The organism is Enterobacter sp. DN (assembly GCF_046054285.1).
GTDB lineage: Bacteria > Pseudomonadota > Gammaproteobacteria > Enterobacterales > Enterobacteriaceae > Enterobacter > Enterobacter hormaechei_C.
This window is the reverse complement of the sequence record NZ_JBJJTG010000005.1, coordinates 369,870-392,112: the sequence shown is the minus strand read 5'-3', so window position 1 is coordinate 392,112 and position 22,243 is coordinate 369,870. Positions and strand designations below refer to the sequence as shown.

Here is a 22,243-nt window from a genome sequence, read left to right as displayed (position 1 = left end):
TTAAAATGAACTGTCTGCCATCCGTTAGCGGATCTGCACACAAAAAGTATCAGTAACGATATGACTGGAGAAAAAATGGCTAAGCGTAAATTGTTGCTTCTGGGTGTATTACTGTCACTGGCGGGGGCCGCGCACGCTGCACCGCAAACATCGACAGCGCCTTCCGGCATCAAGGCCTATGAAGAGCAAGAGTTTATTGCCGATTTTACGAAGTTTAAAATCGGCGACACCGCGCCCGCGCAGTATCAGACGCCTGAGTACACCATCAAACAGTACCAGCTGCGTAACCTTCCCGCGCCCGATGCCGGCACACACTGGACCTACATGGGTGAGAATTATGTTCTGATTGGCGATGCCGATGGCAAAATCTACAAAGCCTATAACGGAGATATTTTCTATCACCGCTGATACGATCCTAATCCGTCCGTGGCAGGAGAGCGATCGCCCTTTCCTGCGCACGCTCTTCCTTCACGCCCGACGTGAAGCCTGGCCGTGGCTGGACAGTTCTGCGTGGCAGCTTGAAGATTTTGACGCGGCAACCCTGGACGAAGGGATTTGGGTGGCGGAGCAGGATGGGCACCGACTTGGCTTTGCCTCAGTCTCGACGAACGATAATTTTCTGCACAACCTGTTTGTCGATCCGAACTATCAGAGCCTGGGCGTCGGACATGTGTTGCTTGAACACGTGCAGAAGACGTTTACCAGCACGGGTTCACTCAAGTGTCTGGTGAAGAATGAGCGGGCGGTTGCGTTTTACCAGCGCCACGGCTGGCACATTGAGGCGACGGGAGATTCTCCGGACGGAGAGTATTATTTGATGCACTATCGGCTTGGGTAAAGTCAGGTGGCGCTACGCTTACCTGACCTACAAAATCGAGCCAGGCCGGGTAAGGCGAAGCCGCCACCCGGCACTAACGCGCAGAGGCGTTACACCGCGCGGAAGGCGATTTCCCCCGGAATGACTTCGCCCTGCCAGTAAAGCTGCGCCGCAACGCGCCCCGCCAGCTGACGATAGATTTCCGTGAATTCGCTATCCGGACGGCTGACCACCGTTGGCTTACCGCTATCCAGATCTTCACGCAGTGTGATATGCAGCGGCAGTTGCCCCAGCAGTTGCGTGTGGTATTGCGCCGCCAGCTTTTCGGCGCCACCGGTACCAAAGATAGGCTCATGGTGCCCGCAGTTGCTGCAAATGTGCATGCTCATGTTCTCGACGATACCCAGTACCGGCACCTCCACCTTCTCGAACATGACGATGCCTTTTTTGGCGTCGATCAGCGCGATATCCTGCGGCGTGGTGACCACGACGGCGCCGGTAACCGGAATGTTCTGCGCCAGCGTCAGCTGGATATCACCGGTGCCCGGCGGCATGTCCAGTACCAGATAATCGAGGTCAGGCCACATTGTCTCCTGCAACATTTGCAGCAGCGCCTTGCTGGCCATCGGGCCACGCCAGACCATTGCGTTATCGTCCGTGACCAGGTAACCAATGGAGTTGGTCGCCAGACCGTGCGCCACGATTGGCGCCATGTGGGTGCCGTCCGGCGAAGTTGGACGCTGGTTTTCCGCCCCCAGCATGTTTGGAATGGACGGGCCGTAGATATCCGCATCCAGAATGCCGACTTTCGCCCCTTCAGCCGCCAGCGCAAGCGCCAGGTTCACGGCGGTCGACGATTTACCCACCCCGCCCTTGCCCGAGCTGACGGCGATGATGTTCTTCACGCCGTTAACGCCCGGCTGATTTTTCACGCGCTTGAGCGTGGCGATGCTGTGGCTTAGCTTCCAGTCAATTGCATTTGCGCCGGTAATGCGCAGCAGCTCAGAGCTGGTTTGCTCTTTCAGGGCATCAAAGGCGCTGGTCCAGACGAACGGCATCTGTAGCTCAATGTGCAGCGTATCGTCCAGCCATGCGACGTGATGAAGCGCTTTCAACGTCGTGAGATTGTGCTTCAGGGTTGGATGCTGAAAATTAGCCAGCGTCCCGGCGACCATTGCTCGTAAGGCTTCCGGTGATTTGGCCTGGGATTGAGAACTCATCCCGACTCCTTTGTTCTTGTGAATAAGACCTTAGACAAACAAGTTTACCTGAAAGGCCGCGGTTTGTGCTTACTTAATAATGCCCCTTTTGGTAATATCGAAAACCCTTTTCACAGTTAAAAGAAGTAATGCCTACTATGACTCAAGTCGCGAAAAAAATTCTGGTAACGTGCGCCCTGCCGTACGCCAACGGCTCAATCCACCTCGGCCACATGCTGGAGCATATCCAGGCTGATGTCTGGGTCCGTTACCAGCGAATGCGCGGCCACGAGGTGAACTTCATCTGTGCGGACGATGCCCACGGCACGCCGATCATGCTGAAAGCGCAGCAGCTGGGCATTTCCCCGGAACAGATGATCGCCGAAATGAGTCAGGAGCATCAGACCGATTTTGCTGGCTTTGACATCAGCTATGACAACTATCACTCCACGCACAGCGACGAAAACCGCGAGCTGTCAGAGCTGATCTACACCCGTCTGAAAGAGAACGGTTTCATTAAAAACCGCACCATCTCTCAGCTGTACGATCCGGAAAAAGGCATGTTCCTGCCGGACCGTTTCGTCAAAGGCACCTGTCCGAAATGTAAATCCCCGGACCAGTACGGCGATAACTGCGAAGTGTGCGGCGCAACCTACAGCCCGACCGAGCTTATCGAACCGAAGTCCGTGGTCTCCGGCGCGACGCCGGTGATGCGTGACTCCGAGCACTTCTTCTTCGACCTGCCGTCGTTCAGCGAAATGCTGAAGGCGTGGACCCGCAGCGGTGCGTTGCAGGAGCAGGTCGCGAACAAAATGCAGGAGTGGTTCGAATCCGGTCTGCAACAGTGGGATATCTCCCGCGATGCGCCCTACTTTGGCTTCGAAATCCCGAACGCGCCGGGCAAATATTTTTACGTCTGGCTGGATGCGCCGATTGGCTACATGGGGTCGTTCAAGAATCTGTGTGACAAGCGCGGCGACACCGTAAGCTTCGACGAATACTGGAAGAAAGATTCCGATGCCGAGCTGTATCACTTCATCGGTAAAGACATCGTTTACTTCCACAGCCTGTTCTGGCCAGCAATGCTGGAAGGCAGCAACTTCCGCAAGCCGACCAACCTGTTCGTACATGGCTACGTAACGGTGAACGGCGCGAAGATGTCTAAATCTCGCGGGACGTTTATTAAGGCCAGCACCTGGCTGAACCACTTTGACGCGGACAGCCTGCGCTACTACTACACCGCGAAGCTCTCTTCCCGCATCGACGATATCGACCTGAATCTGGAAGATTTCGTGCAGCGCGTGAACGCGGACATCGTCAACAAGGTGGTGAACCTGGCGTCCCGTAACGCAGGTTTTATCGCCAAACGCTTTGACGGCGTGCTTTCTGCCGAACTGGCCGATCCTGAACTGTATAAAACCTTCACCGACGCCGCCGCTGCGGTTGGCGAAGCCTGGGAAAGCCGTGAATTCGGTAAAGCCATTCGCGAAATCATGGCGCTGGCAGACGTGGCCAACCGCTATGTGGACGAGCAGGCGCCGTGGGTGGTGGCGAAACAGGAAGGCCGCGACGCCGACTTGCAGGCGATCTGCACCATGGGTCTGAACATGTTCCGCGTGCTGATGACCTGGCTGAAGCCGGTTCTGCCGCAGCTGGCAGCCCGCGCGGAAGCATTCCTGAACACCGAACTGACCTGGGATGCCATCCAGCAGCCGCTGCTCGGCCACAAGGTGAACACCTTCAAGGCGCTGTATAACCGCATCGAGATGAAGCAGGTTGACGCGCTGGTGGAAGCATCCAAAGAAGAGGTGAAAGCGGCCGCCGCACCGGTGACCGGCCCGCTGGCGGACGATCCGATTCAGGAGACCATCACCTTTGATGATTTCGCCAAAGTCGACCTGCGCGTGGCGCTGATCGAAAACGCGGAGTTCGTGGAAGGTTCTGACAAACTGCTGCGTCTGACCCTGGATCTGGGCGGCGAGAAGCGTAACGTCTTCTCCGGCATTCGTTCCGCGTATCCCGATCCGCAGGTGCTGATTGGTCGTCAGACCGTGATGGTGGCAAACCTGGCGCCGCGCAAAATGCGCTTCGGCATCTCTGAGGGGATGGTGATGGCCGCAGGCCCGGGCGGGAAAGATATCTTCCTGTTAAGCCCTGACGAAGGCGCGAAGCCGGGTCAGCAGGTGAAGTAATAAAAAAGCCGGATGAGAATCCGGCTTTTTTTTGCCCGGCGGCGCTACGCTTGCACGGGCCTACGGGTTTTGTAGGCCGGGTCAGGCGAAGCCGCCATCCGGCTAAAATCACCCCTTCTGGTTATGCACCCGCTGCGTCAACCCACGCAGGAAATAACGCAGAAACTGATCCCCACACTCGCGGTAATTCTTATGATCCGGCGCGCGCATCATGGCGGTGATTTCCGGCATCGACACGCGAAATTTCTGCTCGGTCATGATCGCCAGAATGTCGTCAGTTTTCAGGGAGAAAGCAATACGCAGCTTTTTCAGCACCGTGTTGTTATTCACCCGACGCTCCAGCGCCAGCTCAGGCGCAGATTCATCTTTGCCGCGCTTGTCGTAGATCAGGCCATTCAGAAAGCCCGACAGAATAATGTCCGGGCAGCGAACAAAACCCTCTTCATCTTCTTTAGTCATCCAGGTGTCGAACCCGGCGGACGTGGATTCCATGTCGGAGAGCGCAAGAATGCGCACCATGTCATTATTGTTCGCTTTCAGGGTGTAGCGCAGGCTACGAAGAATATCGTTACTTAGCATAGAGCCTTCGAATGTCGATGATGCAATGGCGCGCAGTGTACCAGTTTTACAGCCCTATCGCCTCTTTCAAACTTTTCAGGTAGCGACGACTGACGGGAACGGTTTGCCCGGCACGTAACACCAGCTCGGCCTGGCCGTTATCTTCCAGACGGATCTCCTTCAGGTGCGCCATGTTCACCAGATACTGACGATGGCAGCGGATTAGCGGCGTGCGACTCTCCAGCGTGCGCAGGGTCAGCTCGGTAAAGCCTTCGTTACCTTCAGCGCTGGTGACGTATACCCCGCTCAGACGGCTGCTGACAAAGGCAACGTCGTCCATTTGCAGGAGGTAAATCCGGCTGTGCCCGGTACAGGGTATAAACTTCAGGGGCTGCTGATGCTCCGGCAGCAGCGTCACGTCCTGCACGGTACGCTCCTGATGCAGGCGGGTCAGGGTCTTTTCAAGGCGTTTCTCTTCAATCGGCTTCAGCAGATAATCAAATGCGTGCTCTTCAAACGCCTTTACCGCGTACTCATCAAAGGCCGTCAGAAAGACGATATAGGGACGGTGCTCCGGGTCGAGCATGCCGACCATCTCCAGCCCGCTGATGCGCGGCATCTGAATATCGAGGAACAGCACGTCCGGGCGCAGTTTATGCACCGCACCGATGCCTTCAATCGCATTGGCACATTCCCCCACAACCTCGATATCACTCTGCTCCTGCAACAGAACACGCAGGTTTTCCCGTGCTAACGGCTCATCATCGACAATCAGCACTCTTAACATGCGTTCTCCTCCAGCGGCAATCGTAAGGTAATTCGGGTATAGCGGTCTGGCTCACAGGCGACGGTGATACCGCAGTCGTCACCAAAATGCGCGCGCAGGCGTTTATCCACCAGGCTCATGCCCAGACCGCCTGACGCGGAAGCTTCATACAGCCCCGCGTTGTCTTCAATATCCAGCACCAGATGGTGGTTAAAACGGGAAGCGGAAATCATAATCTCTCCACTTCCCAGCAGCTGCGACGTCCCATGCTTAATGGCATTTTCTACAATCGGTTGCAGGGTAAAGGCCGGAAGATGCTGATACGCCAGATCGTCCGGGACGGATAACGACACCTGTAAACGTGACTGGAAGCGCGCTTTTTCAATTTGCAGATAGGCGTTTACATGCTCAATCTCGTCCGCGAGGGTGACGATCTCCGAGGGTCGCTTCAGATTTTTGCGGAAAAAGGTCGAGAGAAATTGCACCAGCTGCGCGGCCTGATCGCTGTCGCGGCGGATCACCGCTTTCAGCGTGTTGAGCGCGTTAAACAGGAAATGCGGGTTCACCTGAGCGTGCAGGAGCTTAATTTCTGACTGCGTCAGCAGCGCTTTTTGCCGTTCATACTGCCCCGCCAGGATTTGCGCCGAAAGCAGCTGGGCGATCCCCTCCCCCAGCGTGCGGTTGATGGAGCTGAACAGGCGGTTTTTGGCTTCGTAAAGCTTAATAGTGCCCATGACGCGCTGGTTTTCACCCCGCAGGGGAATGACCAGCGTAGAGCCGAGTTTGCACTGCGGATGCAGGGAACAGCGGTACGGCACTTCATTTCCGTCGGCATACACCACTTCACCCGTTTCAATAGCGCGCAGGGTATAGGCCGAGGAGATCGGTTTGCCCGGCAGATGGTGGTCGTCGCCGGTACCGGTAAACGCCAGCAGCTTCTCGCGATCGGTAATCGCCACGGCTCCGATATCCAGCTCTTTATACAGCACCTGCGCCACCTTCATACTGTTCTCCTCGTTGAATCCCTGCCGCAGGATCCCTTCCGTCGACGCCGCAACTTTTAAGGCGGTGGCAGAAAATGCCGAGGTGTATTTTTCGAACATGGCGCGTTTGTCGAGCAGAATGCGCATAAACAGCGCCGCACCTACAGTATTGGTGACCATCATCGGTGCGGCAATGCTGCTGACCAGATGTAACGCATCGTCAAACGGGCGCGCGATCAGCAGGATGATCGCCATCTGCGCCATTTCCGCCACAAAGGTAATCGCCCCTGCGGTAAAGGGACTGAACACTTTATCCGGGCGACCGCGCTTAATCATATAGCTGTGGACGAGACCACCGAGCAGCCCTTCGACGATGGTGGAGATCATGCAGCTCAGCGCCGTCATACCGCCCATCGAATAGCGGTGCAGGCCGCCGGTTAACCCCACCAGACCGCCGACAACCGGGCCTCCGAGCAGCCCGCCCATTACCGCGCCGATGGCGCGCGTATTGGCGATGGAATCTTCGATATGGAGACCAAACCAGGTCCCCATAATGCAGAATATGGAAAATACGACGTAGCAGAGGAATTTGTGCGGCAGACGGACGGTGACCTGCATCAGCGGGATAAACAGGCGCGTTTTGCTCATCAACCAGGCGATGACAAGGAACACGCACATCTGCTGAAGCAACAGCAGCACCAGATTAAACTCGTACATACTCACAAACCGCACATTCTAAAAACGCGTAACATACACTGATAGCGGTTAACTTTCTTTGAAACGTGCCAAAAAAGCGATAAATCGTGTCCGCCATCACACCTTTTGCCGGAGATAACCTGTCTTTCGTATAATTTGTACAAAAAAGAATCAAATCTTCCTGGTTCCGCAAAGTGGGTCTACAGTTAAGCTGGGGACGCGCAAGCCTGGGGGCGAAAATGGCGCTTTACACAATAGGTGAAGTGGCACTCCTGTGTGATATCAATCCCGTTACGCTACGGGCGTGGCAGCGACGGTATGGATTGCTTAAGCCGCAAAGAACGGACGGCGGGCACCGCCTGTTTAACGATGCGGATATTGACCGGATCCGCGAGATCAAAAGCTGGATCGACAATGGCGTACAGGTCGGCAAGGTAAAATCGCTTCTGAGCCAGGACGATCCAGATACGCAGCTTCTCTGGCGCGAGCAGCAGGAAACGCTGCTGAGGCTGTTGCAGAGTGGCAATTTGCAGCGTCTGCGCGGCTGGATCAAAGAACAGGGTCGAGACTACCCGGCGCAAACCCTGATCACCCATCTTTTTATTCCCCTACGGCGTCGGCTTCAGTGTCAGCAAACCACCTTACAGGCACTGCTCAGCATGCTTGATGGCGTGCTGATTAACTATATTTCCGTCTGTCTTGCCTCAGCGCGGAATAAAAACAGCAAAGATGCGCTGGTGATCGGCTGGAACGTACACGATACCACCCGGCTGTGGCTCGAAGCCTGGATTGCCACCCAGCAGGGCTGGCGCGTTGACGTGCTTGCCCACTCCCTGGCCCAGCTCAGGCCGGAACTGTTTGAGGGACAGACGCTGCTGGTCTGGTGCGGCGAAGTCCCCTCCGCTTCCCAGCAGCAGCTCCTGACGGAATGGCGCGAACATGGTTATCCCGTTTACTCGCTGGGGCCAAATGCGTCGTAACGGCATTTAATGGTTCATTAACAGCTGCGCTTCACCGTATAATTGTTCCGTTAACAACAGGAGCACATGATGAAGGCAACGAAACTGGCCGTAATTACCCTCTTTGCACTGATGGCCATCAGCGGTATCGGTGGCGTTATGCTTGCAGGTTATTCATTTATTGTTCGCGGCGGTGTTGGCTGAGGTATCCGGCCAGGCGTTCAAACAGGCGATCCACCACAATCGCCGCCAGCGCAACCAGAACCGCCCCCTGAATAATGTAAGCCGTATTAAACCCGCTTAACCCGATAATGATCGGCGTTCCCAGCGTATTGGCTCCGACCGTCGAGGCGATGGTTGCCGTACCAATGTTGATAATCACGGACGTTCGCACGCCAGCGATAATCACCGGTGCGGCCAGCGGCAGTTCGACCTTCACCAGCCGCTGCCAGGCGCTCATCCCCATCCCTTCCGCTACGCTCAGCACCGATGCAGGCACCGCCGCAATCCCCGCCAGCGTCCCTTGCAGAATGGGCAACACGCCGTACAAAATCAGCGCAATGATGGCAGGCTCCTGCCCAAAACCAATCGCCGGCACGGCAATCGCCAGCACGGCCACCGGCGGGAAGGTCTGCCCCGTTGCGGCGATGGTCTCCACCAGCGGACGAAACTCCCTGCCCGCAGGTCTCGTCACCGCAATCCCGGCGCCTGTGCCCAGCACGATGGCAATCACGCTTGACACCGCCACCAGCCAGAAGTGCGCCAGGGTGAGATTAACAAAGCTCTCCTGCTGGTACACCGGGCGCGGCAGCCCGGGGATAAGCGCATTAAACAGCGCCGCGCTGTGCGGCATCAGGTAGAGTAAGGCGATAAACAGCCCTGTCAGCCAGAGTAACGGATCACGGACCCACTTCACGCGTCACCTCCCCCGCCAGCAGATCGCGAAAATGGATCGTCCCACATGGCGTCCCCTGCCCGTCCGCAACGGGTAACACCTCGCACTGCCGGGCGACAAACGCCGACAGGGCATCGCGCAGGCTCATCCCATCGTGCAGCGGTTCACCACCGATTTGCGCATCCTGCGGACGCAGATAGTCCCTGACGGTGCGTAGCGAGAGCAGCCTGACGCCCAGCTCGCTGCGGCCAAAAAATTCACGCACAAAATCATTCGCCGGCGAGGTTAACAGCTCAAGCGGCGTACCCTGCTGGACGACTTCGCCGTGATCCATCAGTATCAGACGATCGGCCAGCCGCAGCGCTTCGTCGATATCATGCGTCACCAGCACGATGGTGCGCCCTAGAATACGGTGGATGCGACTCATCTCCGCCTGAAGTGCGCCGCGGGTGACCGGATCCAGCGCGCCGAAGGGCTCATCCATCAGCAGCANGTCACCAGCACGATGGTGCGCCCTAGAATACGGTGGATGCGACTCATCTCCGCCTGAAGTGCGCCGCGGGTGACCGGATCCAGCGCGCCGAAGGGCTCATCCATCAGCAGCACCTGCGGGTTAGCGGCCAGCGCGCGCGCCACCCCGACCCGCTGCTGCTGTCCGCCGGAAAGCTGGTGCGGATAGCGGTCGCGAAGCGACGCGTCCAGGCCCAGCAGCGCCATCAGCTCGTCGACACGCTCATTGATCTTCCCCCGGGACCATTTTTCCAGCTGTAGCACGGTGGCAATGTTCTGGGCCACCGTCCAGTGGGGAAACAGGCCGATGGACTGAATGGCGTAGCCCATACGCCGCCGCAGTTCCAGCACCGGCAGGCTGCGGCTCTCCTCTCCGGCAAAGCGAATCGTCCCGCTGTCATGTTCCACCAGCCGGTTGATCATCTTCAGCGTCGTCGATTTTCCCGACCCCGACGTCCCGATCAATACCGAGAACGCCCCCTCGGCAAAATGCAGATTGAGGTGGCTTGCCGCCGGACGGCCCGCAAAGGTTTTACTCACATCATGAAATTCAATCATTGGCTCTTCTCCTGAGCAGCGCGAGCCACAGGGCAAACAGGGCATCCAGTACGACCGCCAGCGCAATCGTGGGCACAACGCCCAGCAGCACCAGATCCAGCGCGCTGCTCAGCAGCCCCTGGAACACCAGTGCCCCAAAGCCTCCCGCCCCGATCAGCGCGGCAATCACCGCCATCCCCACGGTTTGCACCGTCACCACCCGCAGGCTGCGAACCAGCAGCGGAAGCGCAAGCGGCAGCTGTATTTTCCAGAAACACTGGCGCGCACTCATCCCCATCGCATGGGCGCTTTCCAGCACGTCAGGCGGAACCTGGCTTAACCCCGCCACCACGCCGCGCACCAGCGGCAGCAGCGCATACAGCACAAGGGCGATAAGGGCAGGCGTCAGCCCGGTTCCGGCAATGCCTGCCGCGGCCAACGCAGGGAAGGATTTCACCAGACCGGCCAGGGGGGCAATCAACAGGCCAAACAGGGCAACGGAGGGGATGGTCTGAATAACGTTGAGCACGGTAAAGACGGCACCCTGGCGGCTGGGATGCCGGTAGCACCCGATGCCCAGCGGCACGCCCAGCAGCAGCGCCGGGATCAGCGTCCCGAACAGGATCGTCAGATGTTGCGCCAGCGCGTTGTCAAACACCTCCTGGCGGTTGGCGTACTCTTTTAACAGCGAGAGTTGATTCAGATCGCCGCTGAAGAGGATCAGCAGAGGGATGACCCAGAATTGCGCGTTCAGCAGCCAGCGCCAGACGGGTAGCGGCGTGAGACGGCGAATGGCATCGCTACAGACCAGCAGACAAAGTGCCAGCCACAGCCACAGCCCGCTGCCAATCGACGTGCGCGCCAGCGGGCTTTCAACCGAGGCCATCTGCGTTGCCGCCTGTCCCGCGCTCCAGAACAGCACGATAAACAGTGCTTCGCTGAGCAGAAGCGTCAGCCAAAGGGCGGCTCGCCCTGGCCAGAAGGCTAAGGCTACAGTACTCGCCAGCGCCGCGCCCAGCAGTAGCGGCGTAAATGACCAGATCTGCCAGAGCGCGCGCGGTTCGCCCGACACCAGACGGTTTGGCGCGACATTTACAAAGGGTAACGCGACCGCCGCAATGGCCACACAGGCCAACAGCAGCAGGACGCGGTTATAACATTTTATTGGCACAGCCTTGTCCCGTTACTTCACAAGCCCTTGTTGTTTCAGGAAGTCGGCAGCCACCTTTTTGGCATCCAGCCCCTCAACGGCAATGCTGGCATTCAGCTGTTGCAGCGTTTTCGCATCCAGTTTTTCAAACACCGGTTTGAGCCATTCCGCAATATCCGGGTAGGCTTTCAGCACCGCCTCGCGCACGACCGGGGTTGGGGCGTAAATGGGCTGAACGCCTTTCGGGTCGGTCAGGGTTTGCAGACCAAGCGCCGCGACCGGGCCGTCGGTGCCGTAGGCCATCGCCGCGTTGACGCCGGAGGTTTGCTGCGCCGCCGCCTTAATGGTCACCGCCGTGTCGCCGCCCGCCAGCGAGAGCAACTGGGACTGATCGAGCTTGAAATCATAGGCTTTTTCAAACGCTGGCAGGGCATCAGCGCGTTCGATAAACTCTGCCGAGGCCGCGAGCTTAAACTCGCCCTTCTCTTTCAGGTAGCGGCTGAGATCGTCAAGCGAGGTGAGCTTGCCTTTCTCGGCAATATCTTTACGCACCGCGATGGTCCAGGTGTTGTTGGCCGGTGCCGGCGTAAGCCAGACCAGCTTATTTTTTTCCGCGTCCAGCTTTTTGACTTTTTCGTACCCGGCTTTGGCATTTTTCCAGGCCGGATCGTTTTCATCCTTGAAGAAGAATGCCCCGTTGCCGGTGTATTCCGGGTAGATATCCAGCTCGCCGGACGTGATGGCACCGCGTACGACAGGTGTGGTGCCAAGCTGTACTTTATTGACCGTTTTCACGCCGTGGCTTTCGAGTACCTGCAAAATGATATTGCCGAGCAACGCGCCCTCGGTATCAATTTTGGAACCCACCTTAACCGGCTCTGCGGCCTGTAGCGGCAGGCTTAGCGCCGCCAGAAGCACCGCCGATCCTGTTATCCCCTTAATAATCGTCATTCTGCTTTCCTCATTATTTTGTGGCCTTTTTCATAGGCTTGAGACAAAAGCGTAGCTTAAAACAGCGAATTTAACCGTTTTTCGTACAAGATGAGAGGCATCCCCCGCCAGGCGGGGGATGGGGAGGAAGGTAAGATTATTGCAGCTCGAATTCGGCTTTGTTCACGCGGGCGGAATCCACGCCAATGAAGACGTTGAATTTGCCAGGCTCGGCATCGTATTTCATCTGCTGGTTCCAGAACTTCAGCGCATTCACGTCAATCGGGAAGCTGACCGTTCTGGTTTCGCCCGGTTTCAGGTTGACCTTCTCGAAGCCGCGCAGCTGTTTCACCGGACGGCTCATGGAGGCCGTGACATCCTGAATGTACATCTGGATCACCGTCGCGCCTTCGCGTTTGCCGCTGTTGGTCACCTCCACGCTGGCGGTCACTTTGCCGTCATGCTTCAGGGTCGGCGCTGACATTTTCACGTCAGAGACCTTAAAGGTGGTGTAGCTCAGGCCATAGCCAAACGGATACAGCGGGCCGTTCGCCTCATCGAAATAACGAGACGTGTACTTGTTCGGCTTGTCGGCGTTATACGGACGACCGGTGTTCAGGTGGCTGTAGTAAACCGGGATCTGCCCGACGGAGCGCGGGAAGGACATCGGCAGCTTGCCGGACGGGTTGTAATCGCCAAACAGCACGTCGGCAATGGCGTTACCGCCTTCGGTACCGGCGAACCAGGTTTCCAGAATGGCGTCAGCCTGCTGGTCTTCTTTCACCAGCGCCAGCGGACGCCCGTTCATCAGCACCAACACCAGCGGCTTGCCGGTGGCTTTCAGGGCCGCGATCAGATCGCGCTGGCTTTGCGGGATGGTAATGTCGGTACGGCTGGAGGCTTCGTGCGCCATCCCCTGCGCTTCACCCACCACCGCGACCACCACGTCGGACTGCTTCGCGGCGTTCACCGCTTCGTCGATCATCTCTTTCGGCGTGCGCGGATCCACCTTCACCGCTTCCTCGTACTGGTTGAGGAAGGTCACGATGTCTTTATCGTTGGTGACGTTCGCGCCTTTGGCGTAAACCACTTTTGCATTATCACCCACGGCGCTCTTAATGCCGGTCAGCACGGTAACGGACTGATCCGCCACGCCTGCGGCGGACCAGCTGCCCATGACGTCGCGCTTGCTGTCGGCCAGCGGACCAACCACGGCAATGGTGCCGGATTTTTTCAGCGGCAGCGTGTCGAGACGGTTTTTCAGCAGCACCAGGCTTTCGCGCGCTACTTCCCGGGCTTCCTTACGGTGCAGACGGCTTTCGGCGTTAGTGTCCGCCGGGTCTGAATCCTTCGGCCCCAGATGGCTGTAAGGATCGTTAAACAGCCCCATGTCATATTTCACGTTCAGCACGTGGCGAGCGGCGTCGTCCAGCTCTGCCATCGTCACTTTGCCGCTCTTCACCAGCCCCGGCAGGTATTTGCTGTAGTACTCGTCGCTCATGCTCATGTTGATGCCGGACTTGAGCGCCACGCGTACCGCGTCTTCCGGATCGGACGCCGTGCCGTGTTTAATCAGCTCTTTAATCGCGCCGTGGTCAGAGACGGTAATGCCCTTAAAGCCCCACTGGTCGCGCAACACGTCTTTCAGCAGCCACGAATCGGAGGTGGCAGGCGTGCCGTTGAGAGAGTTCAGCGCTACCATCACCGCCCCGCTGCCCGCGTCCAGCCCTGCCTTGTATGGCGGCATGTAGTCGTTGAACAGGCGCTGTGGGCTCATGTCGACGGTGTTGTACTCTTTACCGCCCTCCACCGCGCCATAGGCGGCGAAGTGCTTGACGCTGGTCATGACCGAGTAACGATCTGCCGGGCTTTTGCCCTGCATCGCTTCCACCATGGTTTTGCCCATCGTGGCGGTTAAATACGTGTCTTCACCGAAGCCCTCCGAAGCGCGGCCCCAGCGCGGATCGCGGGAGACGTCAACCATCGGCGCCCAGGTCATATTCAGGCCGTCGTCTGCGGCTTCATATGCCGAAACGCGCCCGACGGTTTTCACCGCATCAAGATTAAAAGAGGAGGCTAAGCCGAGGCTAATCGGGAAGACGGTACGCTGGCCGTGCACCACGTCATAAGCGAAGAACAGTGGAATTTTCAGGCGGCTCAGCTCCATCACCTGATCCTGCATCTTGCGGATATCCTGGCGGGTAACGGTGTTAAAAATGGCCCCTACCTGCCCGTCTTTGATCATCTCGCGAATGGCTTCTTTCGGGTTATCCGGACCGACGCTGATCAGGCGCAGCTGGCCGATTTTCTCATCGACCGTCATCTTTTTGAGTAAATCCGTGACAAAGGCGTCGCGGGCTTCGGGCGTGAGCGGGTGATTACCAAACAAATCCTCTGCCAGCGCAGGTTGCAGCGCCAGGCTGACGGCGACACCTACAGAACATAGCCATTTCATGTTGTTATTCTCTCTCATCAATAACCGCGGGAAGCACCCGGCCAGACCGTGCGAAAAGCGCAGTGTGCCATAAAGCCTGAAAACCTTGCAGGGTTATTCTCTGATTTTTCTCATGAATACCCGACCGCTCAACGGCTAATCGCGCTATGCTTTACAGCGAGAAATTTGCCCCACCACAAGGAGTGGAAGATGTCTTCTGTTCGAACTGACGATAACACTACATTTATTAACGAACTGTCTCGCCTGGTTGGTCACTCTCACCTGCTTACCGACCCGGCCAAAACCGCCCGCTATCGTAAGGGCTTTCGCTCCGGCCAGGGCGACGCGCTGGCGGTAGTCTTCCCCGGTACGTTGCTCGAACTGTGGCGCGTGCTCAGCGCCTGCGTTGCGGCAGACAAGATTATTTTAATGCAGGCTGCGAATACCGGCCTGACCGAAGGCTCCACGCCGAACGGCAACGATTACGATCGTGACATCGTGATTATCAGCACCCTGCGCCTCGACAAACTACACCTGCTGGACAAGGGCGAACAGGTGCTCGCCTTCCCCGGCACCACGCTTTACTCGCTGGAAAAAGCGCTTAAGCCGCTGGGACGCGAACCGCACTCGGTGATCGGCTCATCGTGCATTGGCGCCTCGGTGATCGGCGGGATCTGCAATAACTCCGGCGGCTCGCTGGTGCAGCGCGGCCCGGCTTACACGGAAATGTCGCTGTTCGCCCGTATCGATGAAAACGGCAAGCTGACGCTGGTTAACCATCTGGGGATCGATCTGGGCGTAACGCCAGAGCAGATCCTCAGCAAACTCGACGATGACCGCGTAAAGGACGAAGACGTTCAGCACGATGGCCGTCACGCGCATGACCACGATTACATCACCCGCGTGCGCGATATCAATGCCGATACGCCGGCGCGCTATAACGCCGATCCGGATCGCCTGTTTGAATCCTCCGGCTGCGCGGGCAAGCTGGCCGTTTTTGCGGTGCGCCTCGATACCTTCCCGGCAGAGAAAAAGCAGCAGGTGTTTTACATCGGCACCAATCAGCCGGAGGTGCTGACGGAGATCCGTCGTCATATTCTGGCCGAGTTCACTCACCTGCCGGTGGCGGGCGAGTATATGCACCGGGACATTTACGACATCGCCGAGCGCTACGGCAAAGATACCTTCCTGATGATCGACAAGCTCGGCACCGACAAAATGCCGTTCTTCTTCACTATGAAGGGCCGCACCGACGCGATGCTGGAGAAAGTATCGTTGTTCAAACCGCACTTCACCGACCGCTTTATGCAGAAGCTGGGTAACGTCTTCCCGGCGCATTTACCGGAGCGGATGAAGACCTGGCACGACAAGTATGAGCACCATCTGCTGCTGAAAATGGCCGGGGACGGAATTGCCGAAGCGCAGAGCTGGCTCACCGAATTCTTCAAAACCGCCGACGGGGATTTCTTTGCCTGTACGCCGGAAGAAGGCAGCAAAGCCTTCCTGCACCGCTTCGCCGCGGCGGGTGCTGCCATCCGTTATCAGGCGGTGCATTCCGAAGAGGTGGAGGATATTCTGGCGCTGGATATCGCCCTGCGTCGCAACGATACCGAGTGGTTTGAACATCTGCCGCCGGAGATCGACAGCAAGCTGGTGCATAAGCTCTATTACGGCCACTTTATGTGCTATGTCTTCCATCAGGATTACATCGTCAAAAAAGGGGTCGATGCACACGCGCTGAAAGAACAGATGCTGGCGCTGCTGCACGAGCGTGGCGCGCAATATCCTGCCGAGCACAACGTAGGACACCTGTACAAAGCGCCGGAGACGCTTAAACAGTTTTATCGCAAAAATGACCCTACAAACAGTATGAACCCGGGCATTGGTAAGACAACGCGGAAGAAATACTGGAAAGAGAGTGCCGAAACAGAGGAACACAATACGCAAGCCTCTGATGAACTCTTATAGCCAAATTTAAGAGATTGTTAAGCCCTCCTCAAACGTACTAGAGTATCTGCCTGTTGCCAGAGAAACGTTTTTCTGGCTTTCCAAACATGGAGCGGGCAGAACATGTCGGCTGTAGAAATTTTCCCCGAAACTGAAATCGAGGTGCGCGACGCCCTTCCTGACGATGCGCATGCCATCTCGGCGATATACGCCTGGCATGTGCTTCATGGCCGTGCGTCCTTCGAGGAAATTCCTCCCACCGTCGATGAGATGCGTCAGCGGATGAAGAGCGTGACCGACAGCGGTTTACCGTGGCTGGTTGCGCTGTATCGCGGCATTGTTGTCGGCTACTGCTACGCCACGTTTTATCGTCCACGCCAGGCCTACCGGTACACCCTTGAGGAATCCATCTATGTGGATGCCAGCACTACCGGGCGCGGGTTTGGCTCGGCCTTACTCCAGGCACTGATCGCCCGTTGTGAACAAGGACCCTGGCGGCAGATGATTGCCGTGGTTGGTGACGGAAACAATAATGCGGGATCGTTACGGCTGCATAAAAAACATGGCTTCGAGGTTGTCGGTCAACTGCGCAGCGTGGGGTATAAGAAGGGCGACTGGCGGGATACGTTGATCATGCAGCGTCCACTCAACGATGGTGACTGGACGCTGCCGGAGTAGGCGCTTTCGCCCGGTGGCGCTTCGCTTACCGGGCCTACGTATCGGGGCCGCTTTAGGGCCGTAGGCCGGGTAAGGCGAAGCCGCCACCCGGCACAGACAGGCGGCTCAGTCGTTCTGCGCCGTCGCCATCTGTTCCGCTTTCTGCTTTTTATACGCCAGCGCTGAAGCCGGCACCGGCTGCACTTTCCCGGTTTCAATCCAGGTGCGCAGGCGGCTGGCGTCCGCAAAGTGGGTATATTTGCCGAAGGCATCCATCACCACCAGCGCCACTGGCTTACCGTTAAACACGGTGCGCATCACCAGGCAGTGCCCTGCCGCATTAGTGAATCCGGTCTTGGTTAACTGAATATTCCAGTTATCGCGATACACCAGATGGTTAGTGTTGCGGAACGGCAGCGTATACGCCGGGTTCGAGAATGTCGCCATCTCCTCACGCGTGGTACTGAGCTGACCGATCAGCGGGTATTGCTTACTGGCGATCAGCAGCTTGGTTAAATCACGCGCCGTCGAGACGTTATGAATCGACAGACCGGTTGGCTCTACGAAATGGGTATTTTTCATCCCCAGCGCTTTGGCTTTGGCGTTCATCGCGCGGATAAACGCGTCGTAACCACCAGGATAATGGTGGGCAAGGCTCGCCGCCGCGCGGTTCTCAGAGGACATCAGCGCCAGCAGCAGCATATTTTTACGGCTGATTTCACTGTTCAGACGCACGCGAGAGTAGATCCCTTTCATCTCTGGCGTGTGGCTGATATCCACCTTCAGCTTTTCGTCCAGCGGCAGTCGTGCATCAAGCACCACCATCGCGGTCATGACTTTGGTTATGGAAGCGATCGGGCGCACCAGATCCGGATGACTGGCGTAGATCACCTTGTTGGTATTCAGGTCAACGATCATCGCGCTGCCGGACGCAATCTGGGGTTGCGCAGCAGCGGTGGCGACTGCGGTCGTTTTGGCGATGGCTGGCGCGGTAGCGGAGACGCCCAGCAGCAGCGCAAGACTAAGGAGTGACACTCGAAATTTCAGCATGATGAGACTTCTGATAATGATTCACGCACGTTATGACGTACACCGCCTGTGTCAACGGATAAACACAGGCTGGCTTCGGCATCATAGCGGTCACCGTGCGTTGTCGCCAGCGGAGAATCATAACCAGATGCTGCATTGCTGGCATTTACGCCAGCAATGCAGGGAACTTAAAAGAGACGGTATCCATAACCCCAAAGAATAACTGTCAGGGCCAGTAGCGCCTCAAGGACCAGTACGCCGATGGCAAGCGTAGAGCTGGAGAAGCTCAGGCCCTCTTCTTTATTGATATTGAGGAAGGTTGGCACCCCTACATACAGCAGATAACCGGTGTAAAAGAGGGCAACCGTACCGATCAGCGCGCACAGCCAGACCAGTGGATAGAGCGCGACAATACCGCTTAAAAACAGCGGGGTCGCGACGTATCCGGCGAAGACCATACAGTGTGCCAGCGACGGGCGCTGCGGATAGTTGCGCGCCATCCAGTGGATGACCCGCCCCATCACCGCCACCCCGGCCAGCATAAGGCCATAAAACAGAATGGCCAGGTACAGTCCGGTAAACCAGGAAAGCTGAACCACGGTGCCGTCACCAAAGTTCCAGCCTATCTGCGTAGTACCAATAAACGCGCAGACCACCGGCACCGCTGCCATCAGCAGGACATGGTGGGTATAGTGATGCGCGACCGTTTCGTTCTCGTTACGGATCACCTGCATTTCACGATCGGGATGGGAGAAAAGTCCCCAGACATGGTTCATAACGCCCCCTTGTTGTCGGCCCGTCAGCGATAGCTTAAGTATAATGCAGGCTTTAGATTATTTTATGTACAGTGGGAAATTTCCGTTGATTGCCGCGCGGTTGATGGATGGGGTATATGATTAACGCAGGCACAGTAAGGGAGATGACGTTTACGTAATGGATATCAACGGTCTTATTGAACAATATGGATACGCCGCGCTGGTGATCGGCAGCGTCGCGGAAGGCGAAACCATCACGCTGCTGGGCGGGGTGGCCGCACATCAGGGATTGCTGAAATTCTCGCTGGTGGTCGCCGCCGTCGCGTTGGGCGGTATGATTGGCGATCAGCTGCTCTACTTTCTGGGGCTGCGCTTTGGCCCGACGCTTTTGCAACGTTTTGCTAAGCATCAAAAGAAAATTCGCCGTGCTCAGCGGCTTATCCAGCGACGTCCCTGGCTGTTTGTGATTGGTACCCGCTTTATGTACGGCTTTCGCATCATCGGGCCAATACTGATTGGCGCGAGCCGCTTACCGCCGAAAATCTTCCTGCCGCTGAACATTCTCGGGGCGATTGCCTGGGCGCTGATTTTCACCACGCTTGGCTACGTGGGTGGCGAAGTAATAGGTCCGTGGCTGCATAATCTCGATCAGCATCTTAAACACTGGGCCTGGTTGATCCTGGTTGTTGCAGTGGTGATTGTGGTACGGCTGTGGCTCAAGCATCGCGAAAAGCGGCGGGATGAAGAGTGAGTTCGGCCTGCTGCCCCTCACCCTACCCCTCTCCCCAAACGCTATACACCCTCTCCCCTTGGGGGTGAGGGGAATGCTTATTCCGCAGGCTTAAACTGCGGATTCGCCAGCATAAAACCGCCGTCGACGATAAACGACTGCCCGGTGGTGTAGCTGGCGTCGCTGTCACACAGCCACGCCACCAGGCTGGCAATTTCTTTGGTATGCCCTGGCCGTGCCAGCGGGATTTCCGGCATTGCGCCTTCTTTCACTTCGCTGTCGTCCATATCATTCATCGGCGTGGCGATCGCTCCGGGCGCAACGGCGTTCACCAGAATCTTATGTTTAACCAACTCCAGCGCCATCGACTTCGTTAACCCGCCCAGCGCATGTTTGGCCGCCGTATAGGCGCTGGCGTCCGGCAATGGCGTATGTTCATGCACCGAGGTGATATTCACGATCCGCCCCCCTTCCCCCTGCTTCACCATCTGACGCGCCGCGATTTGCGAGCAGAGAAACGCGCCGTCCACGTCAACGGTGAATATGTGCCGCCAGTCGTCAAACGACAGGTCCAGAAATGGCGCTTTATTCATCGCCCCGGCATTGTTAACCAGCACATCCAGCCGCCCGAAACGCGTAATCAGGGTTTCAATGGCCTTTGCGCCTTCCGGCAAATTGCTTAAGTCGAGATGAATGGCCTCGGCACGCTGCCCGCGCGTTTCAATTTCACGGCAGGTTGCCAGCGCCCCTTTCTCATCTGAATGCCAGGTTACTCCGACATCAAACCCGCGTTCGGCCAGCATCAGGGCCGTCGTTTTGCCAATTCCTGAATCCGATGCGGTAACAATTGCGACTCGCGTCATACTCACCTCCTGATAATCTGCAAAGAGGTAAGTATAGATAATGCGCAATGTTAGCCGTGATGATATCCGCCACCCAGCGCGGAGGTGAGCTGGAGCGTGGCATCCACGTACTGACCTTTCAGCATCAACCCGGTAATACGCTCTTTGAGCGCCGGAATTTTTGCTTCACTCACCCGGGAGCCGGCAATGATCCCGGCGCTGAAGCGCGCCTGTGCCAGCGCAACGACGCGCGCCGCATCTTTTTCGATCTGCTGCTGGTGCTGATTTTTGGCGGTCAGCGTTTCCACTTCGCTGGCCGTCCGGGCAACCTGGTTTACGGCATCTACCACGGCCTTGTTGTAGTTCGCCACGGAGAGGTTGTTTTGCGCCTGGGCGATATCCAGGTTCGCATTCAACCGACCGCTGTCAAAAATTGGCAGCGTCAGCCCGGCGGTTACGCCCATTTGCTGCGCAGATGAGCGGAACAGGTCACTCAGGTGCAATGCATCCTGCTGCAAGAATGCCATCAAATTGATGTCAGGGTAGAACGCGGCTCTGGCGGCATCCACTTCGCTCATGGATGCTTCGATATACCAGTGCGCCTCCTGCAAATCCGGGCGCCGAGCCAGCAGTTCATAACCGAGCGTTGATGGCAACGACGCCTCTGCGTCAGGTAAGGCATGCCGGGCGAGCGTGACTGAAGGGGTATGGGTCAACGCATTCAGACGCGCCTCAATGACCTTCATTTTGCCGTGCTCGTCAGCGAGCTGCTCATCGGTTTTGCTGGCATTAATATCCGTTTCAACGCCTTCCACCGAGGAGGTAATGCCGTGCTGATAAAGCTCACGATCGGCACCGATGATATTTTCCTGCTCCCGTTTGATTTGCGCGAGTACGTCACCCACCGCGGCCTCGGTCTGCCAGTCCCAGTACAGCCGCGCGACGCTGCTGGCGAGCAGCTGGCGGGTCTGCTCCAGCTCCGCTTTTTGCGCATTCACCTGACCGATGCGGGCCTCAATTTGGGCGCGGTTTTTACCCCATAAATCCAAATCCCAACCCGCCGTCAGACCAAAGGTGCCGTTGGTGTACCAGGGGCCGGTTGTCCCCGCCGCCGGATCGGTCAGCGCAAATGGACCCATCAGCCCCTCTGCCGACATTTTTTGCCGTTCAACATCTGCGGAAAAATCCAGCTGTGGACCCTCAGCAGCGACAGCGGCTTTCGCCTGTGCTTCCGCCAGGGTAATACGCTGACGGGCAATTTGCATATCCGGCGCATCCGCCAGCGCTTTGTCGATCAGCGCGTTGAGCTGGGGGTCGTTAAAGTCTTTCCACCATTCGCTTTTTGGCCAGTCGGCATGACGCAGTTGGGTATTTACAGCTGCGGCGGCGGCTTGCGTTTTTACTGGAGACACCGTGGCATGTTCCGGCGCGCAGGCGGCCAGCATAAAAACAAGAGGAGCACTCAGAGATAAAGTAAGAGAACGTTTCATTACGCCATGAACTCAAAAAAATAAAGGCGCAACTTACGCTTACTGACGTTCCGTTTTTTAGTAACGCGTGGCAATCCGCATATTGTTATACATTTTCATATCCGGAAATTTATTCCCCAAGACAATGATTTAATTTCATGTATTCATGCTAATTATGAATTGACTGC

General features: G+C 57.1%; 20 protein-coding genes and 2 pseudogenes. 8 read left to right on the top strand and 14 right to left on the bottom strand.

Translation table 11 applies throughout. The features are described from left to right. Positions 1 to 75 precede the first annotated feature (75 nt). Both ACJTMZ_RS14965 and ACJTMZ_RS14960 read left to right on the top strand, forming a co-directional pair. Positions 76 to 408 (top strand): RcnB family protein, encoded by a 333-nt coding sequence (locus tag ACJTMZ_RS14965; protein WP_017383366.1) that lies wholly within the window; start codon positions 76 to 78, stop codon positions 406 to 408. Then, entirely contained in the window at positions 359 to 838 is a 480-nt protein-coding gene (locus ACJTMZ_RS14960) for a GNAT family N-acetyltransferase (protein ID WP_032654255.1), read from the top strand. The genes ACJTMZ_RS14965 and ACJTMZ_RS14960 overlap by 50 nt, the downstream gene beginning before the upstream one ends. Before the next feature lie 89 nt (positions 839 to 927). Here the strand turns inward: ACJTMZ_RS14960 and apbC are convergent, their stop codons facing one another. Then, the gene (gene apbC, locus ACJTMZ_RS14955) at positions 928 to 2,037 is read right to left on the bottom strand and encodes an iron-sulfur cluster carrier protein ApbC (RefSeq protein ID WP_023295046.1); all 1,110 of its coding nucleotides are present in this window, start codon (positions 2,035 to 2,037) and stop codon (positions 928 to 930) included. Positions 2,038 to 2,174: 137 nt separating this feature from the next. Here apbC and metG point away from each other — a divergent pair, with 137 nt between their 5' ends. Then, positions 2,175 to 4,208 carry a methionine--tRNA ligase gene (metG, locus tag ACJTMZ_RS14950; RefSeq protein WP_015572338.1) on the top strand — a complete coding sequence of 678 codons (2,034 nt, stop codon included), beginning with the start codon at positions 2,175 to 2,177 and terminating at the stop codon, positions 4,206 to 4,208. A 108-nt stretch (positions 4,209 to 4,316) separates the two neighbouring features. Here the strand turns inward: metG and ACJTMZ_RS14945 are convergent, their stop codons facing one another. Genes ACJTMZ_RS14945 through ACJTMZ_RS14935 form a run of 3 tightly spaced genes read right to left on the bottom strand, consistent with a single transcriptional unit; the run spans position 4,317 to position 7,232 of the window. Further along, on the bottom strand, positions 4,317 to 4,787 hold the full coding sequence (locus tag ACJTMZ_RS14945; RefSeq protein ID WP_015572337.1) for a DUF1456 family protein: 471 nt from the start codon (positions 4,785 to 4,787) through the stop codon (positions 4,317 to 4,319). Positions 4,788 to 4,833: 46 nt separating this feature from the next. Then, complete coding sequence (gene btsR / locus ACJTMZ_RS14940) at positions 4,834 to 5,553, bottom strand: two-component system response regulator BtsR (protein WP_015572336.1); 720 nt, start codon at positions 5,551 to 5,553, stop codon at positions 4,834 to 4,836. After that, on the bottom strand, positions 5,547 to 7,232 hold the full coding sequence (locus tag ACJTMZ_RS14935; RefSeq protein ID WP_017383370.1) for a sensor histidine kinase: 1,686 nt from the start codon (positions 7,230 to 7,232) through the stop codon (positions 5,547 to 5,549). Before ACJTMZ_RS14935 ends, btsR begins: the two co-directional genes overlap by 7 nt. Before the next feature lie 218 nt (positions 7,233 to 7,450). Between ACJTMZ_RS14935 and mlrA the strand changes: the two genes are divergently transcribed. Continuing rightward, positions 7,451 to 8,191 (top strand): HTH-type transcriptional regulator MlrA, encoded by a 741-nt coding sequence (mlrA, locus tag ACJTMZ_RS14930; protein WP_017693055.1) that lies wholly within the window; start codon positions 7,451 to 7,453, stop codon positions 8,189 to 8,191. 69 nt (positions 8,192 to 8,260) lie between these two features. Further along, positions 8,261 to 8,374, top strand: a complete 114-nt coding sequence (locus tag ACJTMZ_RS14925; RefSeq protein WP_017383372.1) for a protein YohO — start codon at positions 8,261 to 8,263, stop codon at positions 8,372 to 8,374. On the opposite strand, the gene ACJTMZ_RS14920 is transcribed toward ACJTMZ_RS14925, so the two are convergent. The 6 genes and pseudogenes from ACJTMZ_RS14920 to bglX form a co-directional block, all read right to left on the bottom strand. Continuing rightward, complete coding sequence (locus ACJTMZ_RS14920) at positions 8,349 to 9,086, bottom strand: ABC transporter permease (protein WP_017383373.1); 738 nt, start codon at positions 9,084 to 9,086, stop codon at positions 8,349 to 8,351. The genes ACJTMZ_RS14925 and ACJTMZ_RS14920 overlap by 26 nt on opposite strands. Then, a pseudogene (locus ACJTMZ_RS14915) lies at positions 9,070 to 9,555 on the bottom strand (ABC transporter ATP-binding protein); the annotation flags it as partial. The pseudogene ACJTMZ_RS14915 and the gene ACJTMZ_RS14920, both read right to left, overlap by 17 nt. A gap of 32 nt (positions 9,556 to 9,587) precedes the next feature. Continuing rightward, positions 9,588 to 10,133: pseudogene (locus tag ACJTMZ_RS14910) on the bottom strand (ATP-binding cassette domain-containing protein); the annotation flags it as partial. Continuing rightward, a complete protein-coding gene (locus ACJTMZ_RS14905; RefSeq protein ID WP_023295049.1) occupies positions 10,126 to 11,283 on the bottom strand; it encodes an ABC transporter permease in 1,158 nt (385 codons plus the stop codon). The pseudogene ACJTMZ_RS14910 and the gene ACJTMZ_RS14905, both read right to left, overlap by 8 nt. Positions 11,284 to 11,295: 12 nt before the next feature. Then, positions 11,296 to 12,213, bottom strand: coding sequence for an ABC transporter substrate-binding protein (locus ACJTMZ_RS14900; RefSeq protein ID WP_015572333.1), 918 nt, complete (start codon positions 12,211 to 12,213; stop codon positions 11,296 to 11,298). A gap of 136 nt (positions 12,214 to 12,349) precedes the next feature. Further along, positions 12,350 to 14,647 carry a beta-glucosidase BglX gene (gene bglX, locus ACJTMZ_RS14895; RefSeq protein ID WP_032654276.1) on the bottom strand — a complete coding sequence of 766 codons (2,298 nt, stop codon included), beginning with the start codon at positions 14,645 to 14,647 and terminating at the stop codon, positions 12,350 to 12,352. A gap of 189 nt (positions 14,648 to 14,836) precedes the next feature. Between bglX and dld the strand changes: the two genes are divergently transcribed. Both dld and ACJTMZ_RS14885 read left to right on the top strand, forming a co-directional pair. Next, positions 14,837 to 16,594, top strand: coding sequence for a D-lactate dehydrogenase (dld, locus tag ACJTMZ_RS14890; protein ID WP_023295052.1), 1,758 nt, complete (start codon positions 14,837 to 14,839; stop codon positions 16,592 to 16,594). Positions 16,595 to 16,696: 102 nt separating this feature from the next. After that, positions 16,697 to 17,251, top strand: a complete 555-nt coding sequence (locus ACJTMZ_RS14885; protein ID WP_015572330.1) for a GNAT family N-acetyltransferase — start codon at positions 16,697 to 16,699, stop codon at positions 17,249 to 17,251. 105 nt (positions 17,252 to 17,356) lie between these two features. On the opposite strand, the gene pbpG is transcribed toward ACJTMZ_RS14885, so the two are convergent. Together pbpG and ACJTMZ_RS14875 are read right to left on the bottom strand one after the other, a co-directional pair. Continuing rightward, positions 17,357 to 18,280 carry a D-alanyl-D-alanine endopeptidase gene (gene pbpG, locus ACJTMZ_RS14880; protein ID WP_015572329.1) on the bottom strand — a complete coding sequence of 308 codons (924 nt, stop codon included), beginning with the start codon at positions 18,278 to 18,280 and terminating at the stop codon, positions 17,357 to 17,359. A gap of 167 nt (positions 18,281 to 18,447) precedes the next feature. After that, positions 18,448 to 19,035 (bottom strand): Yip1 family protein, encoded by a 588-nt coding sequence (locus ACJTMZ_RS14875; protein ID WP_003859296.1) that lies wholly within the window; start codon positions 19,033 to 19,035, stop codon positions 18,448 to 18,450. A gap of 157 nt (positions 19,036 to 19,192) precedes the next feature. Between ACJTMZ_RS14875 and ACJTMZ_RS14870 the strand changes: the two genes are divergently transcribed. Then, positions 19,193 to 19,765, top strand: a complete 573-nt coding sequence (locus tag ACJTMZ_RS14870; protein ID WP_015572327.1) for a DedA family protein — start codon at positions 19,193 to 19,195, stop codon at positions 19,763 to 19,765. Between the two features lie 77 nt (positions 19,766 to 19,842). Here ACJTMZ_RS14870 and ACJTMZ_RS14865 read toward each other — a convergent pair whose 3' ends face one another. Then, the gene (locus ACJTMZ_RS14865) at positions 19,843 to 20,607 is read right to left on the bottom strand and encodes an SDR family oxidoreductase (protein ID WP_073971596.1); all 765 of its coding nucleotides are present in this window, start codon (positions 20,605 to 20,607) and stop codon (positions 19,843 to 19,845) included. A 50-nt stretch (positions 20,608 to 20,657) separates the two neighbouring features. Beyond that, complete coding sequence (mdtQ, locus tag ACJTMZ_RS14860; protein ID WP_064489658.1) at positions 20,658 to 22,076, bottom strand: multidrug resistance outer membrane protein MdtQ; 1,419 nt, start codon at positions 22,074 to 22,076, stop codon at positions 20,658 to 20,660. Between the last annotated feature and the right edge of the window lie 167 nt (positions 22,077 to 22,243).